This window comes from Brevibacillus brevis, assembly GCF_022026395.1.
Classification (GTDB): Bacteria; Bacillota; Bacilli; order Brevibacillales; family Brevibacillaceae; genus Brevibacillus.
This window is the reverse complement of the sequence record NZ_CP041767.1, coordinates 1,381,026-1,400,373: the sequence shown is the minus strand read 5'-3', so window position 1 is coordinate 1,400,373 and position 19,348 is coordinate 1,381,026. Positions and strand designations below refer to the sequence as shown.

The following is a 19,348-nucleotide window of genomic DNA, read 5'->3' as shown; positions in this document are numbered from 1 at the left end:
AATGGTGCACGATGCAGGCAGCCTACTCTTTCCCGTTTTTCCAGTAGTCATAGGCATGAATGGCGAGCCCCCAATAAGAGGAGTATCGATCCAGCGCTTTTGTCACCAGATCCAGCTGCCGATCCATTTCGCCCATGCCTTCATCGTGAAAGGTGATTCCTTTCCCTTCGTGGCTCTCTTTTGTCTCCACGGCGACGACCAGCTTTTTCTGGAGACTCTCTGCGTACTTCATCTGATTTTCAACCAAGCCAATGATCCCAGGAGCGCGATCGCGAAAGGCCATCAAGGTCGTATGATCAAGCTGCTCGATCATCCAATGCGAAAAGGGCAATTCAGGCTGACCCGGAGTAGGTGTCTTGTCCAGCCACGCGGCGAGATCGACGCTTGCTTCCAGGGAAGTTTCTTTCTTGGTCTCCTCGACAAAAGCTTCGATGTTGCCCATCCATTGACGTAAAACTTCCTCTTTATCCTCGCGCCAGACAGGAAGGACATACGGCTCAATGTCTAAGTGAATGCCGTGAAACTGCTCGTCTGTCGAGACAGCCTCATTGTAGGCTTTCACCCAATTCACGAGCTTCATGATCTTGCTCCGACTTTCAGACAGAGCCCAAATCGGATGGCCGCCCATCGCATGAACCTCGATCCCCGCTTCACGAGCCTCTCTGACGAAATCGCGATAATAGGAAGTCGGTTGCTCTAAATCCAGACGAACATAGAGGAGATTCACCCCGTTTTGTTCCGCAAAGGAGAGAATTTCCTCCTTTTCCGTGCCTATCAATTCTGCACGCCATATGTAGGTGCCTTTATAACGCTGCTTCGTTATCGGGGGCAGTGGAGCCGCCTCCTTCCAATAGCGATAATCGTGGATCGCGACTCCAGAGAAGGACGGATGGTGTGCCAAATGTGCAGGCAATTGCTCTAATTGCTGTTTCATAAGAGCCGGGCCTTCCTCTGCAAAAGAAGCGTGGTCTTCATCCAGTGGCTTAATATTCACAGCAACCAAGACACGCTTCTCTAATTCATCCGCTTCCTTCATTTCCTGATCAATTAAATTCAGGATGCCGTTTTGACCGGAAAGGGTGTCCCGATACGCCATGATACATACCGTATCAAACTGGCTGATCATCCATTTGGACAGAGACATCTCTTTTTGTCCCGGAACAGGAATATCGTCCAGCCAAAATGGAATGGCTGCGCTGGCAACCAAATCCTCATCTTTTGACACCTCGGCTGTGAACGCCTGTACATTGGCTTGCCATTCACCGATAATCCGCTTCTGATCGGTATCCCAAAACGGCAGGAGATACGGCTCGATGTCTAACTGAATCCCGCTAATACGCTCATCCTTCTGTGCTTCACGGTTGTAGCTTTTTACCCAGTGGACGATGTTCATCATCCGCTTTTCATTGCTTTTGAGCGCCCACGCCGGATGACCGGCTACCGCATGAACCTCGATCCCCATCTCTGTTGCTTCGCGGATAAAATCGCGGTAGTATTCATAGGGCTTGTTCATCTCGATTCGCAAGTAGACGAGATGAATATCGTTACTTTTGCAGAAATCGAGAATCTCTTGTTTCTCTCTCCCGATCATTTCGGATTGCCAGATCCATGTTGCTTTACTCTTCTTCTCCGCGGGGGAAAAGCCGAACAGAAAGCCGACCGTCAGGCAGAGTACACTCAAATAGATGCGCGCAGCTTTCATTCGTCAAAGTTGCTCCTCTCGTTGACTTGCGTGCTTCCAGCTCTCGTAATCATGGATCGCACTTCCTGCAAACGCCGGATTGTTTGACAGCTCCTCCTGTAAAATGGCCAACTGATTGTTCATCTCTTTTGTGCCTTCTTCAAAAAAGCTCACATGCGCGCCTTCCATCGTTTCCATGATGTTGACGCCTACGATGACCGACCCTTTTTTGCGTTCATTGGCATCATCGACGATTTTTTCTACGATTTCGACGATCCCATTTTGCCCAAGAGCCTGATTGCGGTAGGCCATTAACGTAATACTGTCGAGACGCTGCACCATCCAGTTGCTCACTTTCTCATCACTGTCAGGAACGTTTACGGAGTCGATCCAAAAAGGCAAGTCGGCACCGACAGCGAGATCAGTATCCTTCTTTGTCTCCGCTACCAGATAGCTGACATTTTTCAGCCATTGCCGGACGATTTCCGCCTGGTCTTCCTTCCATGCAGGCAACAAATACGGCTCGATATCGACGTGAATCCCCGCGAATCGTTCATCTGGCTTGGCACTGCGATTGAACGCCTTCACCCAGGAGATGAGATCGTTGATGCTCTGTCGATTCGCTGTTAACGCCCAATTTGGGTCACCGCCAAGCGCCTCTACCTTGATGCCTGCCTGGTTGGCTTTTTCAATGAAGGTACGGTACGTCTTAGGCGCAACTGTTGCTGGTTCGACGTGAAGATAGATCAGGTTGATGTCGTTTTTCTCGGCAAACTCGATCATTTCATCGGTTTGGGTCTCCATTTGCTTGGCATCCCATATCCAGGTTGCTTTTGTCAGCGGAGAGCGGGTGTTTGCCAACGACAGCATGATGATCGAAGCCACTGTCACAAGGAGCAGTGCTATCCAAAGCCAGCTATATCGACGAAGTACCTGCATCAGCGCTGGTCGATACCGTACTGTTGTGTCGTCGCTCCCACTCCAGCAAAAGCCCGCTCACCAAACGTACTGCCATCAACCGCCGAAAAGGGCTGAATTCTCGTGTAATCCTCGATGCTCTTGTTTTTGACCAGCGCGTACGGCCCGATTTGGCAGCCTTCACCAATCTGTGTGTCGCCAAGTAGGCAGGTTCCCGGATAGAGCACCGTATCGCGGCCGATCATTACGTCCGAATCGATGTATGTCGAGCTCGGGTCTATCATCGTAACTCCGTTTCGCATATGGAAATCGTTGATTCGCTTGCGCATCAGTTGTTCCAAATCTGCGAGCTGCACACGATCATTGACGCCATTGCCTTCTTCTGGATCATCCGTTGCAAACGCCGCTACCAAATGACCTTGCTCTTGCAAAAGCCCCAGAACGTCTGGCAAGTAAAACTCCCCTTGCGCGTTTTCATTTGAGACCATCGGCAGCATCGAAAACAGCTTTTGATTGTCAAAGCAAAAGATTCCGGTGCTAATCTCGTTCACCTTTTTTTGGCCCAAGGTCGCGTCTTTTTCCTCGATAATTTTACGGACATCGCCGTTCTCGTCGCGAATGATCCTGCCATAGCCTGTAGGCTCGTCCACAATGGAGGTCAAAACCGTGGCTGCTGCTTGTTTGAGCTGGTGATACTCGAGCAAACTTCGCAGCGTCTGTTCTTGTACGAGAGGTGTATCGCCATTCATGACAATCGTAACACCATCCTGCGCCCCGAGAATTTCGTGGCTCATCCAAACAGCATGAGCAGTACCTAGTTGCTCCGGTTGATACGCATACTGAACGCGGTTTTTCAGCTGCTCTTTGACTACTTCGGCTCCGTGACCGACAACGACGACCAAGTGGCGAAGCGACAAGGCCTCCAATGTCTCTACGACATGCTCAATCATCGGCTTCCCGCAGATTGGATGCATGACCTTGTAGAGCGAAGACTTCATTCTGGTTCCTTTTCCTGCTGCGAGTACTACTGCATGTATGTTCATCCTATCGCCTCCGTCTTGGTCAGCTCCCCATTTGCAAGCTGACCCTGTTGGATTTGCTGATCGAAGTATGGTTTCAATTCATAGGTCAGTGTGTCAATCATCATGCTCAAATTAATGTCTTTCCTCTGCACGCCCAGCTGATAGGCCTGAAGCATAATCTCCAGTAATTTCTCCTGATTCAACGTCCGCTTCGAGGTGTTCATTCATCTTTCCCCCTTTTTCCTATTACTCTCTAGCCTTAATACGACTGACGTTCGTGTTTACTCAACTGTTACACTTTTGGCCAAATTCCGTGGACGATCTACGTCATTGCCGAGCGCAACCGAAGTGTAATAGGAAATGAGCTGGAGGGGGATAACGCCTAACACCGGTGTAAACAAGGCATCTGTCTGCGGAATCAGGCATACATCATCAACCGAGCGATGCAGCTCTACATGTCCATCCAAGGTAATACCGAGAACCTTTGCTCCACGGGCTTTCACTTCTGTAATATTGCTGATCATTTTCTCATGCAGCTCATCCTGTGTAGCCAAGGCAATGACTCTCGTTCCCTCTTCGATCAGCGCCAGCGTGCCATGCTTCAGCTCCCCTGCCGCATACGCCTCCGAGTGAATATACGAGATTTCCTTCAGTTTGAGTGAGCCTTCCATCGATACTGCATGATCGAGTCCTCGTCCGATGAAAAACAGATGCTGCTCGTCCTTGATCGACTCAGCGAAATGACGAATCTCATCTGCATGCGCGAGAATATGCTCGACTTGATCCGGGAGAGCCGTCAGTTGGTCAAGCAGTGAGGCACGGGTGCCAATATCCAGTGTTCCCTTCGCTTGCGCCAGATAGATGCCAAGCAAGTAAAACGCAACCAGCTGCGAGGTATATGCCTTCGTCGAAGCAACCGCGATTTCCGGACCAGCATTTGTCGTAATTACGTCATCAGCATCACGGGCAATCGAGCTTCCGACTACATTCGTAATAGCGAGCACTGCCGAGCCGTTTCGCTTGGCTTCACGCATGGCTGCCAGTGTATCTGCTGTCTCCCCTGATTGGCTGACGGCAATCGTGAGCGTATTGGACTGAAAAAGTGGGCGACGGTAACGAAACTCCGACGCTACGTCTACTTCTACCGGAATCTGTGCCAGTCGCTCGATCACATGCTTGCCGATCAAGCCCGCATGATAAGCGGTACCGCATGCGACAATGTAGATTTTCTCCACACGCTTGGCATCCGCTTCCGATAATTGAAGAGTAGGAAAAATAACCTTTTGCTGGGTAGCATCGATTCGACCCGTCATTGTGTTGCGCAGGGCACGCGGCTGCTCGTAAATTTCCTTTTGCATATAGTGAGCAAAGCCGTCTTTTTCCGCTTGTTCCTTGTCCCACTCAATCCGCACCAGCTCTCGCTCGATTGGCTCCGTCGTATCCAGACGCATGACGTGAACAGAATCTTTGGTCAAAATCGCCAGGTCTCCGTCTTCCAGAACGTACACATCACGCGTGTGCTCCAGGATCGCCGGGATATCAGAACCGATGAAATTCTCATTCTCTCCTACCCCGATAATCAACGGGCTCGCCATGCGTACTGCAATCAGCTTGTCAGGCTCATGCTCCGTCATCACACCAAGGGCAAATGCTCCGCGAATTTTGCCAGCGACCTTCTGCACTGCCGCAACCAGGCTATTGTCGTATTCCTGCGCCAAAAGGTGTACGATGACCTCTGTATCTGTCTCCGAGGTAAACGTCACGCCTTTTTCGATCAACTCCTGCTTGAGATCCAGATAGTTTTCGATAATGCCGTTATGCACGATCGAGAACTTGCCGGATTGATCAAAATGAGGATGAGAGTTTTCATCAGAAGGTCGCCCGTGTGTCGCCCAGCGCGTATGACCAATGCCGATGGAGCCTTGCAAGCCGGACTTTTGGGTTTGGCTCTCCAGTACATCAATTCTGCCTTTTGCCTTGCGAATGCCGATGGTTGCTCCATCACAAATCGCAATGCCTGCTGAATCGTAGCCTCTGTATTCCAGCTTTCGCAGCCCATTGATTAGGATCGGCTGCGCTTCCCTGTTCCCGATATATCCCATAATTCCGCACATGTCTTCGGTTCCTCCCTTGTTGCGTATAATGCTCGGATTTTGTATTATGCGAGCAAGCTGACGACTTCTTTCTCCTGCCTGATTGCGACGGAGGTTCCGATGCGATACACATTCGGATTCGTGATGCCCTCAAATGCATTTCGTGTGTCGATAATGGCCACTCCCAAATCCGCCAGCTCCTGATAGGCAAAGCATTGGTGATTCGTAATGAGCACCATGCAATCGTATGTCTTGAACGCCTCGTAGTCATTGGCGATGGAATGGACGATCTCGCCTTTTTTATTCACAAAGCTCTGCGCATACGGGTCGTAATAGTCAACCGTTGCTCCACTATTAGTGAATAGCTCGTAAATCTCCAGACCCGGTGATTCACGCAGATCATCTACTTCCGGCTTGTAGGCCATGCCGAGAATCAAGATGCGCGAGCTGTTGATCGCTTTGGCGTAAATATTGAGCACCTGTGCTGTCTTGTTTCGGACATAGTCCGGCATGTTGTCGTTAATCGATTGGGCGATCTCAATAAATTGGCTGTGAAAACGAAAGCCCTTGGCCTTCCACGACAAATACATCGGATCGAGCGGTATGCAATGCCCACCGATTCCGGGTCCCGGGTAAAACGGCATGAACCCGAAAGGCTTGGTCGATGCGGCCTTGATTACTTCCCAAACATTGATGCCCATTCTGTCGCACATCATTGCCATCTCATTCATGAAAGCAATATTGACGCTGCGGAAGGTGTTTTCCAAAAGCTTGGACATCTCCGCCACTTTTGGCGAGGAGACCGGTACGACGGTTTTGACCAGACTGCCATACAAGAGTGTGCCTAGCTCCATGCAGCGTTCTGTCGTCCCGCCGATCACCTTTGGCGTATTGTACGTACTGTATTTGCGATTGCCCGGATCGACCCTCTCCGGCGAGTAGCAGAGGAAAAAGTCGACGCCAGCCCGATAGCCCAGCTTTTCAAATTCGCGCTGGATCAGCTCCTCCGTTGTTCCCGGATAGGTTGTGCTCTCCAGCGTAATGAGCATTCCTCTTTTCATGAATCGCTTGATTTGCTCGACAACGTTTGTAATGTAAGAGGTGTCCGGGTCCTGATTGGGACTGAGTGGAGTCGGAACGCAAATGCTGATCGCATCCAGCTCCTCGATTACGCTATAATCAGTCGTCGGAAAAAAGCGATTGGTCGCGAGGCATTCCTGCAAGGTCTCATTAGAAACATCCTGGACATAAGACTCTCCTCTTTTCAGGCTCTCGATTTTTCCGCCATGCAGATCGATTCCGATTACGGTATAACCACTCTTGATCGTCTCTACCGCCAGCGGCAGCCCTACATACCCAAGCCCAATGACACCCACTCTCGCTGTCTTTCGTTGAATCTTCTGTTGCAGTTCCTCGTATCTCGCCATCCTCGTCTCTCTCCCTTTCTCTTTCTAAAATTATGAAATTAGCCTTTTCACCCTGGCTTCCAGCTCTACCGGGGAGAATGGTTTGGTAATGTAGTCAGATGCTCCCATCGCAAATGATTTTTGCACATCTTCTTCCAGACGTTTGTCTGTGAGCACCATAATCTTGCTCATAGAAGCGCTGATATCCTTGATTTTTTCCATGAGCTGGTATCCATTGAGGATAGGGAGATTCAGGTCGGTAATCACGAGATCAGGGGCGACCTCCTGATATTTTTCCATGCCATCCATCCCGTCATTGGCTACCGTAACGAGATACCCTTTGCGCTGAAAGTAGATGCTCAAAAACTCGTTGACAGTCTCATCATGGTTAACCAGCAAAATACTTGCCGGCCCCTCTTTTTGAGCGGGATTCTGCTCGTAAATCTTGATTTCCCCATGAGCGCCTGGCTCTCTCATCTCTTGGATCATCCGCATCAGCATTTGACCGGACGAGCGAGAGCTTTCGGGAAAACTTGCAATCAAAAGGCTGCCTGCTAGCAGTTTGTGCTCTTGCAAATAGTCTTTGACACGCAAAGCATAGAAATGGGTGTTCGAAAGCTTCTGTCCTTCCAGCAGTATTCCGAAGAGCTGCTTGTTTTTGTCATACGCGTAGTGCAAAGCAATCTCGGGGCCGTCTCCTGAACTGGTGCCCAGGTCTTGCTTGATCAGCTCCATTGACTCTTTCGTGAGGGTTTTGCAAGCCGCCAGAATAACCCCACACGCCAAATGTTTCTCTTCCATCTTGTTCAGATGCTCGTAAAAAACAGGTACGAGATTACTCATGATCTAGCCTCCAAACTTGAAATGTTTTCGCTGCTCTTCGTCTGCCAGCTCGTCCGCGTCATCGTTCCCCAGGAGTTGTTGTTGCGCAAATATTCAATATGACCGAGGAATCTCCAGATGACGCCGATTTGCCGATAGCCGAAGAACATCAGAATCGTATAGAAAAGCATTTTGACGATGTCCCGAAAACGCGGATACCGTCGAAACGCGATTTCCTCCAGCAATAAGGAGCCAATGCCAAGCAGCATGCCATACAGCACATTGAGCAAGCCGTAGAGTAAGAGGACGTAGCCGTTGGTCATATCCAACAAGGTATAACCGATGAGGGCCAATAGACCCGTGATACGGAAGTACGGATTCAGGGTTTCAAACAAGATATTGAACGGTAGCGTGAGCATCCCGAACAGCTTGTACTTGGGGCGAAACGCCATGTATCTGCCGTACTCAATCATGTTTTTCAGATTGCCTCGACCCCATCTGCGGCGTTGACTGCCCAAGATTTTGAGCGTATCCGGCGCTTGCGTCCAGCAGACCGCATCGGGGCAAAATGCCACTCGGTACGGCAGCTTGTTTTCAAGCATGTACTTGTGCAGCTTGATGATGATGTTCATGTCTTCACCCGGATACCCCTCGCGATAGCCGCCTACCTTGATGATGTAATCCTTGCGAAAAACACCGAACGCACCTGAGACGATAATCAATCCGTTGATTGCGCTCCAGCCGATTCGTCCCCCGAGAAACGCCTTGAGGTATTCGACGGATTGCATCATCGGCAAAAACTTGTCTGGTAAACGAATGTCTTTCACGACACCGTCTTCGATCTTGCAGCCGTTGGCAATGCGAATATCTCCGCCGATAGCTACGGTTTCATCCGGGTTTTCCATATACACCTTCGCAATGCGAATCAGCGCGTCTTTTTCCAGCAAGGAATCTGCATCGATAGAAGCGATCAACGGATAGTGGGAGAGATTGATCCCCGCATTGAGCGAGTCAGCTTTTCCTCCGTTCTCTTTGTCAATCAAGTACAGATTCGGAAAAGCCGGATTGTGGTAGACTCCCCTGATCTTCGACGTATGCAGAAGCGGCTGCACCGGCATGTGCTCGGAATAAACCAGTGAAAACTCGTCAATCAAGACCTGCAAGGTAGCATCCTTCGATCCATCGTTGACCACAAGCACCTCGTAGCGCGGATAGTTCAAGGACAAGAGCGACCTTACGTTTTCAATAATCGTCAGCTCTTCGTTGTATGCCGGCACGAGAATCGAAATCGGCGGAACGTGCTCAGAACCTGAAAGTGTCTGGAATCTCGAATAGATGGAGCTTTTTAAGATTCCCATGATGCTCTTGAACGAGAACAGCATGATGATGAAGTACAAAGAGTTGATCGCGATGACGTAATAGACCGCAAATACTCCGTAGTAAAGTAGAAATTCTCTCATGGCAGCCTCCTTTCGCTCTATCTTTCCAATACCTGAACCGTGGAGATCGTTTTGCGGTACGACTTGCGGTACAGATGCAGCTTTTCGTTGTATTGCACGAGCTTCTCTGTCGTTGTTGCTGTCGCACGCTGTAGAACCAGCTTCTCTTTTTCCAGCTCCTCCTGGATCACTTGATGAGCCATCTCACTCTTATGACTGTTTCTCTCTTCCTGCAAAATTTCACACAGGGCAGCAAAGCCTTCGACCTCTAGCTGCGCCAGACTGCGCGCACTGTGATGGCGAACCCACCAGTTCGCATCGCCCACCGCTTTTTTCAGTGAGGGGATGTACGAATGCAATTTCAGTGAGCCAATTGCTTTCGCTGCCATTGCCCGAATTTCCCAATCTTTGTGGTTCATAAAATCTGTGACTGTCTGCTCATTCATATAGCGGATATCCCGACTCATGAGCTTGACTGCCTTAATTCGGACTTCCTTGTCAGGCGATTGAATGAGCTGGTATAGCGCAGGCTCAATGCCAGGCTGGGCATGCACCGCGTAGCCAATCAGTCCGATTTTGACCAGTTCAGCATCGGATTCTTGTAAAAACTGTGCGAAAAGCGGTGCTGTATCCACCTGCGCATCACTGATGATGTCCACGATAAGCTGGTGGACATTTTTCTTCGCTCCGACAACCCGGGTCACCATTTCCCGCAAATCTTCTGTGTTGCGTGCACATTTGGCGACGGAGCGCGCAATGATAAAAACACTGGTGTCATTCGTGTTTTTTTGCAGCAGGGTGAGTAGTGCAGGTACGGCGAGCTTGGAGCGCATGATCCCCAAATTGTAGGCGGCATCCACCCTCGTCCATTTCCACCAGCCATTTAGTCTTTGCATGTCCAGCTCTACGAGTCCCATATCCTCGCAGAGCCAGATCAGCTTGTCCCGATGAATGCCTGTGACTCGCTCCATCAGCTCAAACAGCTTTTTCTGAATGATTTGCTTTTCTTTTTGGGTCACATCGCCATAAGGCACTTGCAAGCGCTCGTCTTCTTCCCCGTGTGCTTGCAGGTAAACGAAGTAGTCGCGATATTTTTCCAGACAACGCATGGTCTGTTTCTCCACCGAAATGTTGCGCAGCTTCAGTGCGAACAAGACAAGCAAGCCTAGTACTGTCAATCCACATAGCGCGTACAGAAAAACAATTGCCGTCGCCAATGGTGTTTGCACGTTTGCCACTCTCCTATCCAATCAAGGCTGAGTCCCGATCTTCACCGGAGCCTCAATCTCATGGAATGCTTTTTTTAGTATGGAATAGCTCTGTTTTTTGCGTTCGTGATAGCCGACTTGCTCCCAGCCTTGCCATGAATACATCGGGAGCTTCGTCAATGCATAAGCCTTTTGTCCGACGATTTGTTTGGTCGCTGTATCCACCAGGAGCGGCAGGATGCGAATGCCTTTCGTCTTCTTCGTCGTGAAGCTTTTGCCGTCATCTTCATAGCTCATGACGGACAAGGAGCTCGGGTCTGTAAATCCAAGCAGCATCCACGGTACTCTCAGCTCTACCACTTTGCCCTTCGCTTGCCAGGCGGTTCGTGAGTCGTACTGCGGGTCTGCGGCATCTGTCGTTCCCCGGATTAGCTTGCCGACCTCGACTTCCTCCAACGGATAGTACTTCTTGCTGTCTGGCGGCTCCATCTCCAGGCTAACAGCTAGCTTCCACGGCTTGAAAATCCCGGAATTGTCTTTTTTCTCCTCTTCCTTGATGGCAAGCATGCCGTAGCGTTTTCCGTATAAGCGTGCATGAAAGTCGTAATTGGCGGCGATTTGAATCTGGCTCTCGTCTGCTTTTCCCAACGCGATCAACGTCTCTAGCCCCTCATCCAGCGTCAGACCAGGAAGCTGAGCCGCATGCCTGTTCCCGCCAGGAAGCGTATCAATACCCATATAGAGCTGTTGTTTTGCCGGGTCAAAGTCTTCCTTCAATTGAGCAAGAAAATAGACGTACCCTTCATCATGTGTCATCCAGATTTCGTCGACGCCCGGGACTTGAACATCGAGGCGTTGCTTCTCTTCCGGCACGAGCTGATCCCAATCCGTGCGATTCCCATCGATGGTCAGCACGCCTTCTTTGTTCGGGTACATCCCGAGGACTCCGAACAGAGACTCGTTGGTCAACACGTTGATCCACAGGGAGCGTCGATCTTCCGGCAACTCAAAGCGCATCGTGTTCCACGTTTTTTTGAACCACTCGTCCTGCCACACGAATACGATTGCTCCCGAATACCCTTCCTGATGGATTTCCTGCAAAAGCTCGGCGTCGATCTCTCCCTGCTGCTTTTCTGAATGACCACCCTGATTGCGCCCCAAATTGCCCAGATGGGCGACTCCCACCGATGCTGGGACCCCGAATTCTGTCACCATGATCGGCATGTTTTTGTGATACTGCTTCAGTTGTCGTAAATACGCTTTGTACGTATCGATTTGCCCTGCATCGTTCTTCAACTGTTGCAGGGTAGTGTCGTAACGGAAGAAATCCGGATAATACGGGTACACGTGATAGGAAGCGAAGTAGCCTGCCTCCCACTGCGCTGGCTCTATATGGGTAGGATCGACACTGACCAAATCTTCATGATGGACCGGCTCTCCCGGATGCGATAAGGGATCTGTAGTCACCCAATTGGTGAAGGTCATCGGATGCTGCCAACCGTATTTGCTCTCTTCCATTGCCACCGTATCTACCATTTCAGCAATCCATGTCTCAAAAGCGGTTGCACTCGGTGTCGCGTGGAAGTACTTCCCTTGATAGGGAGTAACTTTTTGATGCAGGCGGTTGGTGTTTCGTACCATCACGGGGTCCCACTCGGTCCCTGTGTGCCAGCCGATCAAGTATTTGCCCGCATTGGCACGGTATGTACCACTTGCCTTTCCCGGTTTTTCTGGCAGGGTGATACCCCCGTAGACAGCGCCGACTGCATCCTTGATTTCCTGTCGAAACTCCTCGCGAATCTCTGGCAAATAGGCGTCTTTCTTTTCAATCAACAGCTCCTCTGGACTCCAAATGCCCTGCATCAAATAGAGAGGGTCCCCTTCTTTTCGCCGATTGTAATCGACCAGCGCTTCATAAAAGACAGGAGAATGGATGGTATACACACGAATAACGTTCGCTCCCATCTCGTCGATCATTGCGAACCAGCGCATGTAATCCTCTCTTGTTATGGGAAGCTCACCCGGATAATGACCCGGTAGCGATGCCCCCAGATTGACGCCTTTCGCAAAAAAGGGCTGCCATTTCTGATTCTGATAGACTTCGAACAGCTCGCCATTTGCGCGAAATTTTAATTGAGCACCTGTATTCGTCTCCATGCTTTCGACACGATCTGCTGCCCAAAACCACCAGAAAGCACTTGCCCCCACCACGATCAGCATGGTCAGGCTCATCCAGCGCCATCTTCTCTTTTTTGTTGGCTCCATTTCTCGTCAACCTCCGATATGTTGCCACGTCACAGTCATTGTAAACATAGGGAGCAAATCGTTCCCATAGACAAAATTCACTATTGTGTCTTTTTCAGATTTGTCATGAAAATGTAATGTTGGGACAGATTCACCTCCATCGTCCTACGTTTTTTGGAGGGAAGTCCTGCAACCGGGACGGTCTTCTGGCCCACATTTTTTGCCAACTAGGTACATTTACTCCTTCCTTTTTTTTCCTTTTGGCTCGTAAAAATGGTAGGTTGCTACTATTTGAAAGGCGCTGGATTTTTCCGATATAAAGGATTATTTACAAAAAGAACACAAAGTGTTTCTCGGCTTGATTCCTGGGAAGGTTCGTTTATAATAGATATTACAGGTCTATAATAGTTATTTATTTTTATTACAGATATAAAGAATCTGCAAAGGTGGTATACAAACATGAATCAACTTATCGATGTAGGGATTATTGGCGGCGGACCAGCAGGTATGAGTGCCGCTCTCGCACTTGGCAGGGCAAGAAAAAGCGTCGTCGTTATCGATGAAGGCCGCCCGCGCAATCGAGTTACACGTGAGTCGCATGGCTTTCTTACGAGAGACGGCATCACTCCGGGCGAATTTCGTCGCATTGCAAGAGAACAGATCAGCGCCTACCCCTCCGTCCGTTTCGTGGAGGATACAGCTGTAACGATAACGGGACAAGATGGAAATTTTCTCATTACGACTGCACAGGGAACGACTTATCAAAGCAAAAAGCTGCTGTTCGCAGTGGGAATGAAGGATCTTCCTCTACCTGTTAACGGATTGGCAGAAGTGTATGGAAAAAGCGCTTTTGTCTGCCCTTATTGCGATGGATGGGAATTACGCGACCAGCCACTCGTCTTGATCGCCAACGGGGAAAAGGCATTGCATTTGGCAAAAATGCTGTCTGGTTGGACCAAACAATACACCATCTGCACCAATGGACCAGATGGATTCACAGAAGAACAAAGGTTGGAGCTGTTGCAGCATCGCGTTCCTGTCTATGACTCCCCGATTGAGCGAATTGTATCTGTCGATGGGATGGTACAGCGCGTTGACCTTGCAGATGGCGATAGCATTTCGTGCAAGGGGATCTTTTTTGCTCCAAAACTCGCGGCTGGATCTGAGTTGCCGCAAGCATTAGGCTGCCAGGTAACGGAAGCAGGAACGGTCATCGTCGACAGCTTTGGGAAAACGAGCGTACCGGGTGTCTACAGTGCAGGCGATGCAGCTACTACACAATACCAAGTGATAACTGCTGCTGCTCTAGGTTCTGCCGCTGGAATGAGTATCAACAACGAACTGCTTTCAGAGGCATGGAATCATCAAAGTTAGCTCCATCCCTCCTCGTTCCTTCCATAAAAAAAGACAATCCCTCCGTCTGCAATAGATGGGTGGGATTGTCTTTCTTCTATATTATAGAAGCAATGCTTTTTCTTTGATTACAGCGTCTTCTGACCTGGCTTCCAGTTCGCCGGGCACAGACCGCCAGCCTGCAGAGCTTGCAAAATACGAGTTGTTTCTGTCACGCTGCGGCCTACGTTCATGTCCGTAACTACTTGGTAGCGCAGAATGCCGTCTGGATCTATGATGAACAAGCCACGGTGAGCTGCACCGGTCTCTTCGTCCAGGACGCCATAAGCTCGTGCCGTCTCTTTTTTGAAGTCGCTCGCAAGCGGGAAGTTTACTTCACCGATGCCGTTTTCATCCCGAGGTGTTTTGATCCATGCCCGGTGCGTATGTACGCTATCCGTGGATACCCCCAGCACTTCGCAATCCAAATCTTCGAACTCTTCCATGTTGTCACTAAACGAAGTAACCTCTGTCGGGCAAACGAATGTGAAGTCGAACGGCCAGAAGAATAAAATCAGCCATTTTCCTTTGTAATCAGCCAGCGACACACGTTCTTCCAGTGTCTCAAGGTTTTTGGTCGTGAGCATGTTAAAGTCAGGTGCTGGTTTTCCTACTTGAAGTTGTACAGTTTGCTGGGTTGTCATTGTTGTCATGATAAATCTCTCCTTTTATATGTTATCTAATGAAAATTACTTCGCAGCTTCTTCCAATGCTGCCAGTGCTTTTTTGATACGTGTCGGGTTGAAGCCCAAAATTTGCTTTTCACCAATGACTGTCAAGGGAACAGACATCACGCCTAAACGGCTCAGCTCCTGACCGTACTCTTCCTTTTCATCGATGTTGCGTTCTTCAAAAGAAATGTTTTGTTCTGTCAAATACTTCTTTAATTCCTTGCAGAAGTTGCAATTGGTGCTGGAGTATACGATTGCTTGTGCCATGTTTGTTTCTCTCCTGTTCTTCTATTTGTATTGGGGGACAACTTTTGAACGCTTGTTGATGTATTTGTCTACAGCCATAGCCGCAATGACACCGTCTGCCGCAGCGACTACTGCTTGCTTCACAGGTGTTTTGCGCACCTCTCCCGCTCCAAATACGCCTGGAACAGAAGACTGCATGAACTCATCTAGAATCATAAAGCCTTCCTCATCGAGGGGAACCTGTCCATCCAAGAAATCGGTACCCGGCTTGCTGCCAGACAGGAAGACGAAGACCCCGTCTACGGATAGCATTTCTTCCGTCCCTTCTGCCGTGCGAATGCGCAACCCTTCGACCGCTTTTTCTCCCACTATTTCCAATGGGCGCGTACGGAAACGCATTTCCGTATTCGGCAGTTCGGGTAGTCCATCTACCCCTTGGAGATCAGCGCGCGGCACCAAGAAGGTGATCTTGTCCGTAAATTTGGTCAGTGCATGTGCTTCTTCCAATGCTTCCTCCGTATCACCGATTACCGCCACATGCTTGCCTTCATAAAAAGCTCCGTCGCATGTCGCACATGTGCTCACGCCTCGTCCGAGCAATTGCTCTTCTCCTGGAAGCATACGGTTACGCCCTTTGGAACCAGTCGCTACGATCACGGCCTTCGCTTGGAAAGTACCATGAGCCGTGAAGATGCTTTTATCCTCATCCTCTACGTCTACCGCAGAAATCGTAGTCTGGATGAATTCTGCACCGAAGCCCTCCGCTTGTCTGCGCATTTTATCCAACAGTTCTTTCCCAGTCATCTCGCCTTCAACCCCTGGGTAGTTGGCAATTTTATGTGTCAGGGCAAGCGCCCCTGTTCCGGGTGCCTTATCGATGACGAGCGTCTTTAGATTTCCACGAGCTGTATAAATGGCAGCGGAAGCACCAGCTGGTCCTCCCCCGATGATGATGACATCATACATGAACGGCTCCCCCTTTCCTTATTATCAAATTGTAATCATTATCAACTAGGAACAATTATCATTCTACTCGATAAAATTTTAAAGTCAATATCTTTTTATAATAATTTTAAATTAGTTCTTATTATAAAAAGCGCACAAAAAGTCCGCCCACTGCCTTGAATTATTTTACGATTCCGAATTCACCCGATTTCGTTGACGAAACAAGTAATTCAGGATAAAGTACCACTAACACTTGAACGCACAAAAGCAAAAAAGCAAGAAAGCACAAAAGTGCGAAAGTAAAATGTGCCTTCTCACTGCTTTCAGGCTGATTTAACAAGGAGTTGCCATTATGAACAAGCCATTATCTTTTTCACAAAGTATTTGGGTGCTTGTCACCGTATTCGGAATCTTGTTTCCTGCCCTTTTCTGGGGAAAAGTTGAGCCGCATATGCCGCTCTTCCTCGCAACCATAGGAGCTGCCACTCTTCTCTTCCTGTTCGGCGTTCCGTGGAAGCAAATGGAGGAGGGCTTGATCAAAGGAATTCAAACCGCGATCGCCCCCATGCTGATTCTTTCCTTGATCGGCATTTTGATCGGGGTGTGGATGATGAGTGGGACCGTTCCGATGATTCTGCACCTCGGCATTTCGCTCATCTCACCGGAGTACTTCACACTCTCCGCCCTGTTTCTGACGGTGATCGTCTCGACTGTTACAGGAAGCTCTTTTACCACGGTTAGTACGGTAGGGGTCGCTATGATGGGGGTCTCCACTGCACTCGGACTTGATCCGTTGATTACAGCTGGAGCCATTATTTGTGGAGCTTGCTTTGGGGATAAAATGTCGCCGCTCTCCGACACGACCAACTTTGCAGCAGCCATTGCGGGCGTCTCCTTGTCGGAGCACGTCAAGTTCATGTCACGCACTGCCGTTCCTGCCCTTGTCATTACCGCGATTTTTTTCGGAATTCAAGGACAAAGCGCCAGCGTGAATCTTGACGCCATTCAAGAAATCCAGCTTGCTTTGGAACAAAACTTCTCGCTTAGCCTCTTATCGCTGCTGCCTGCATTCGTCGTCCTGTTATGCTCAGCGCTGCGAAAACCTATCTTGCCTACATTGGTATTCGGGATTTTGAGCGGGATTGTCACAGCTGCTCTTTCCGAAGGAGTTACCTCTCCGGTCGAATGGATGACTGTCATGCAAAAAGGCTTCACCAGCAATATCGCCAATGAAGCCGTTGCATCGATTGTAGACCGCGGTGGACTGTTGTCGATGACCTGGTCCCTCGCCTTGATTTTGATTGCCTTGTCTTTAGGCGGCATCCTGCAATACAGCGGTGTGTTTCATGCACTCTTTTCCGGATTCATCAATCGAATCAAACGGGACGCTGAAATGGTCGGACTAGCCGGATCTTCTTCTATTCTCGTGAATCTGCTGACAGGAGAACAATATTTGTCCATCCTGCTCCCTGGGCAGATGTTTCGTGAAGCATTCACAGCTCGCAGAATGGCGGGCAGACGACTGTCTCGTACTCTCGAAGACTGCGGGACACTCGTCAACCCACTCATTCCATGGGGGGTAAGTGGTGCATTCTTTACCGCTACCTTGCATGTATCTACAGTGGAATACTTGCCTTACGTCATCTACCTGTGGATCTCGCCAGTTTTGACGTTTCTTTTCGCCATGCGTCGGCAGAAAGCTTAGCCGGCTGCATACACGGTCGTACAGTTTTTCCCTTTGCGCTTGGAGCGGTACAGTGCCTCATCTGCTGCCCGCTTCAAGCCATCTGCCGTGTTTGCGTCTTGAGGGTAGCGCGCGATGCCAACACTGACCGCTATCAAGATGCAGCAATCGTCCTGTGTTAACGGGCGCAAGCGCAAATATTCCCGAATGGCATGCGCTTTTTCCTCCGCCATCTCCATCGACGATCCGGGGCAGAGCAGCATGAACTCGTCTCCCGCATAACGATACGCAGTATCCTCTGGTCCCGCCACTTCTTTCATCGCTTCGGCAATTTGTTTAATCAGTGCGTCCCCTGCATGATGACCATAATGGTCGTTTACCGTTTTTAAGCTGTCTGAATCCAGCATGATCAAAGAGACAGACGCATCCTCTTCACCCAGCAGCTTTTCCAAATCACGATGGAAAGCACGATAGTTCGCAATCCCTGTCAGCTCATCCTGAAACGACATCTGGTACATTCGCTCATATAAACGCGCCGTTTCGATAGCACTTGCTACCTGAAAACCAATGATTTTCAGTAGTTCCTCGTGCTCTTTTTTATAAGCAAACTCGCGATAAGACTGGGCAGAAATAACGCCTTTGATCTGATTCCCCAGCATGAGTGGAACGAAAATGCATGTATTCGTATCAATTTCCGGGCTTCCCCAGCGGATCATTTCTGGTTCGCTTGGCTCGTTCTTCATCGTCTTGATGTGGATGGTTTCCCTTGTATCAATCACTTTGGACACCATCGCTTGCCCATAGGGAATGGTGAGCGGACCATAATTGACCCCGTTATCGATGCTGATCGGAATTTTGATCTCACTGTCGCCTTCATCATAAAAGGCGATAAAGAAAGCATCTGCACGCATTACGCGCGAGACCAGCTCGAATGCTTTCCACAAAATTTTGCTTTCCTCAAACGTTTTCGCAAAAATGTGGCTGAGATCGTGCAAAATCTTCATATGCTCGGAGATCCACATCATTTCGGTTACCTTATTTCGCAGCTCCACAATCTGCTTCAGCAGTTCTGCATGCAAGACACTGTCCTGTTCCGACAGCATACTATCTACCTCACGAGATAATGCTTCGACCTCGCCAAGCTCGACTGCTTCTATGTTGCCGAGCCATTGGCTATAACGCTCCAACAACTGTCTTGCGTACGCTTCTCTAACGTCGTGCTTCTCATGCATATTCAACCCTCCGGCTATTGGGTAGCTTTACGCTTTTTTTTCATGATATCGCTCAATAGCTGCACGGATGGCTTGCAAGACAGCTCCCTGACCAGGTGCTAAAAAACGTTCTTGGATCGCCTTCGTGATCTCCTGCATGCCATCTGCAACTGTCTTGCCTACAAGCAAGCTCACCAAAAACTCACTCGTCTTGTCCATGACAAAGGTAAAGCTGGCGTCGCAAATCACTTCGGCGTCTACATCAATGATGAGTACACAGCCTACCATGGTTGAAACCTCGTACAAGGTAGTTCCCTTGGGGATTTGGGCGAAGCCTGCTGTCAGTACCGTATTTTTGTTCATCCA

At 49.5% G+C, this 19,348-nt stretch carries 17 protein-coding genes; 2 read left to right on the top strand and 15 right to left on the bottom strand.

Annotated features, from left to right (window positions below):
- Positions 1 to 22: 22 nt before the first annotated feature.
- Genes FO446_RS07140 through FO446_RS07095 form a run of 10 tightly spaced genes read right to left on the bottom strand, consistent with a single transcriptional unit; the run spans position 23 to position 12,854 of the window.
- The gene (locus FO446_RS07140; protein WP_237900231.1) at positions 23 to 1,702 is read right to left on the bottom strand and encodes a hypothetical protein; all 1,680 of its coding nucleotides are present in this window, start codon (positions 1,700 to 1,702) and stop codon (positions 23 to 25) included.
- Positions 1,703 to 1,705: 3 nt separating this feature from the next.
- The gene (locus tag FO446_RS07135) at positions 1,706 to 2,572 is read right to left on the bottom strand and encodes a hypothetical protein (RefSeq protein ID WP_237900229.1); all 867 of its coding nucleotides are present in this window, start codon (positions 2,570 to 2,572) and stop codon (positions 1,706 to 1,708) included.
- 47 nt (positions 2,573 to 2,619) lie between these two features.
- Positions 2,620 to 3,642, bottom strand: a complete 1,023-nt coding sequence (glmU, locus tag FO446_RS07130) for a bifunctional UDP-N-acetylglucosamine diphosphorylase/glucosamine-1-phosphate N-acetyltransferase GlmU (protein ID WP_237900227.1) — start codon at positions 3,640 to 3,642, stop codon at positions 2,620 to 2,622.
- A complete protein-coding gene (locus FO446_RS07125) occupies positions 3,639 to 3,845 on the bottom strand; it encodes a hypothetical protein (protein ID WP_173608891.1) in 207 nt (68 codons plus the stop codon). The genes glmU and FO446_RS07125 overlap by 4 nt, the downstream gene beginning before the upstream one ends.
- A gap of 57 nt (positions 3,846 to 3,902) precedes the next feature.
- A complete protein-coding gene (gene glmS, locus FO446_RS07120; protein WP_232774682.1) occupies positions 3,903 to 5,735 on the bottom strand; it encodes a glutamine--fructose-6-phosphate transaminase (isomerizing) in 1,833 nt (610 codons plus the stop codon).
- A gap of 44 nt (positions 5,736 to 5,779) precedes the next feature.
- A complete protein-coding gene (locus FO446_RS07115) occupies positions 5,780 to 7,141 on the bottom strand; it encodes a nucleotide sugar dehydrogenase (RefSeq protein WP_173608893.1) in 1,362 nt (453 codons plus the stop codon).
- A gap of 30 nt (positions 7,142 to 7,171) precedes the next feature.
- Positions 7,172 to 7,963: a response regulator transcription factor gene (locus FO446_RS07110; protein WP_237900225.1), complete on the bottom strand. Its 792-nt coding sequence runs from the start codon at positions 7,961 to 7,963 to the stop codon at positions 7,172 to 7,174.
- Positions 7,960 to 9,402 carry a glycosyltransferase family 2 protein gene (locus FO446_RS07105; protein WP_173608895.1) on the bottom strand — a complete coding sequence of 481 codons (1,443 nt, stop codon included), beginning with the start codon at positions 9,400 to 9,402 and terminating at the stop codon, positions 7,960 to 7,962. The genes FO446_RS07110 and FO446_RS07105 overlap by 4 nt, the downstream gene beginning before the upstream one ends.
- A 17-nt stretch (positions 9,403 to 9,419) precedes the next feature.
- Positions 9,420 to 10,610, bottom strand: a complete 1,191-nt coding sequence (locus tag FO446_RS07100) for a HEAT repeat domain-containing protein (protein ID WP_221867547.1) — start codon at positions 10,608 to 10,610, stop codon at positions 9,420 to 9,422.
- A 21-nt stretch (positions 10,611 to 10,631) separates the two neighbouring features.
- Entirely contained in the window at positions 10,632 to 12,854 is a 2,223-nt protein-coding gene (locus FO446_RS07095; protein WP_237900223.1) for a hypothetical protein, read from the bottom strand.
- 438 nt (positions 12,855 to 13,292) lie between these two features.
- Here FO446_RS07095 and FO446_RS07090 point away from each other — a divergent pair, with 438 nt between their 5' ends.
- Positions 13,293 to 14,207: an NAD(P)/FAD-dependent oxidoreductase gene (locus FO446_RS07090; protein WP_173608898.1), complete on the top strand. Its 915-nt coding sequence runs from the start codon at positions 13,293 to 13,295 to the stop codon at positions 14,205 to 14,207.
- A 107-nt stretch (positions 14,208 to 14,314) separates the two neighbouring features.
- On the opposite strand, the gene FO446_RS07085 is transcribed toward FO446_RS07090, so the two are convergent.
- Genes FO446_RS07085 through FO446_RS07075 form a run of 3 tightly spaced genes read right to left on the bottom strand, consistent with a single transcriptional unit; the run spans position 14,315 to position 16,108 of the window.
- A complete protein-coding gene (locus FO446_RS07085; protein ID WP_173609140.1) occupies positions 14,315 to 14,869 on the bottom strand; it encodes a peroxiredoxin in 555 nt (184 codons plus the stop codon).
- Between the two features lie 45 nt (positions 14,870 to 14,914).
- Entirely contained in the window at positions 14,915 to 15,163 is a 249-nt protein-coding gene (locus FO446_RS07080) for a glutaredoxin family protein (protein ID WP_173608899.1), read from the bottom strand.
- Positions 15,164 to 15,184: 21 nt separating this feature from the next.
- Positions 15,185 to 16,108, bottom strand: a complete 924-nt coding sequence (locus tag FO446_RS07075; RefSeq protein ID WP_237900221.1) for an NAD(P)/FAD-dependent oxidoreductase — start codon at positions 16,106 to 16,108, stop codon at positions 15,185 to 15,187.
- Positions 16,109 to 16,439: 331 nt separating this feature from the next.
- Here FO446_RS07075 and nhaC point away from each other — a divergent pair, with 331 nt between their 5' ends.
- Positions 16,440 to 17,792: a Na+/H+ antiporter NhaC gene (gene nhaC / locus FO446_RS07070; protein WP_221867545.1), complete on the top strand. Its 1,353-nt coding sequence runs from the start codon at positions 16,440 to 16,442 to the stop codon at positions 17,790 to 17,792.
- Here nhaC and FO446_RS07065 read toward each other — a convergent pair.
- Together FO446_RS07065 and FO446_RS07060 are read right to left on the bottom strand one after the other, a co-directional pair.
- Positions 17,789 to 19,003 (bottom strand): sensor domain-containing diguanylate cyclase, encoded by a 1,215-nt coding sequence (locus FO446_RS07065; protein WP_237900220.1) that lies wholly within the window; start codon positions 19,001 to 19,003, stop codon positions 17,789 to 17,791. The genes nhaC and FO446_RS07065 overlap by 4 nt on opposite strands.
- A gap of 27 nt (positions 19,004 to 19,030) precedes the next feature.
- A complete protein-coding gene (locus FO446_RS07060) occupies positions 19,031 to 19,345 on the bottom strand; it encodes a DUF3870 domain-containing protein (RefSeq protein WP_007725309.1) in 315 nt (104 codons plus the stop codon).
- Between the last annotated feature and the right edge of the window lie 3 nt (positions 19,346 to 19,348).

Coding starts and splice junctions, on each gene's coding strand:
- FO446_RS07110 (WP_237900225.1), bottom strand. CDS start 7,963: ATGAGTAATCTCGTACCTGTTTTTTACGAGCATCTGAACAAGATGGAA.
- glmS (WP_232774682.1), bottom strand. CDS start 5,735: ATGTGCGGAATTATGGGATATATCGGGAACAGGGAAGCGCAGCCGATC.
- FO446_RS07105 (WP_173608895.1), bottom strand. CDS start 9,402: ATGAGAGAATTTCTACTTTACTACGGAGTATTTGCGGTCTATTACGTC.
- FO446_RS07115 (WP_173608893.1), bottom strand. CDS start 7,141: ATGGCGAGATACGAGGAACTGCAACAGAAGATTCAACGAAAGACAGCG.
- FO446_RS07060 (WP_007725309.1), bottom strand. CDS start 19,345: ATGAACAAAAATACGGTACTGACAGCAGGCTTCGCCCAAATCCCCAAG.
- FO446_RS07065 (WP_237900220.1), bottom strand. CDS start 19,003: ATGCATGAGAAGCACGACGTTAGAGAAGCGTACGCAAGACAGTTGTTG.
- FO446_RS07080 (WP_173608899.1), bottom strand. CDS start 15,163: ATGGCACAAGCAATCGTATACTCCAGCACCAATTGCAACTTCTGCAAG.
- FO446_RS07140 (WP_237900231.1), bottom strand. CDS start 1,702: ATGAAAGCTGCGCGCATCTATTTGAGTGTACTCTGCCTGACGGTCGGC.
- nhaC (WP_221867545.1), top strand. CDS start 16,440: ATGAACAAGCCATTATCTTTTTCACAAAGTATTTGGGTGCTTGTCACC.
- FO446_RS07075 (WP_237900221.1), bottom strand. CDS start 16,108: ATGTATGATGTCATCATCATCGGGGGAGGACCAGCTGGTGCTTCCGCT.
- FO446_RS07095 (WP_237900223.1), bottom strand. CDS start 12,854: ATGGAGCCAACAAAAAAGAGAAGATGGCGCTGGATGAGCCTGACCATG.
- glmU (WP_237900227.1), bottom strand. CDS start 3,642: ATGAACATACATGCAGTAGTACTCGCAGCAGGAAAAGGAACCAGAATG.
- FO446_RS07085 (WP_173609140.1), bottom strand. CDS start 14,869: ATGACAACCCAGCAAACTGTACAACTTCAAGTAGGAAAACCAGCACCT.
- FO446_RS07125 (WP_173608891.1), bottom strand. CDS start 3,845: ATGAACACCTCGAAGCGGACGTTGAATCAGGAGAAATTACTGGAGATT.
- FO446_RS07090 (WP_173608898.1), top strand. CDS start 13,293: ATGAATCAACTTATCGATGTAGGGATTATTGGCGGCGGACCAGCAGGT.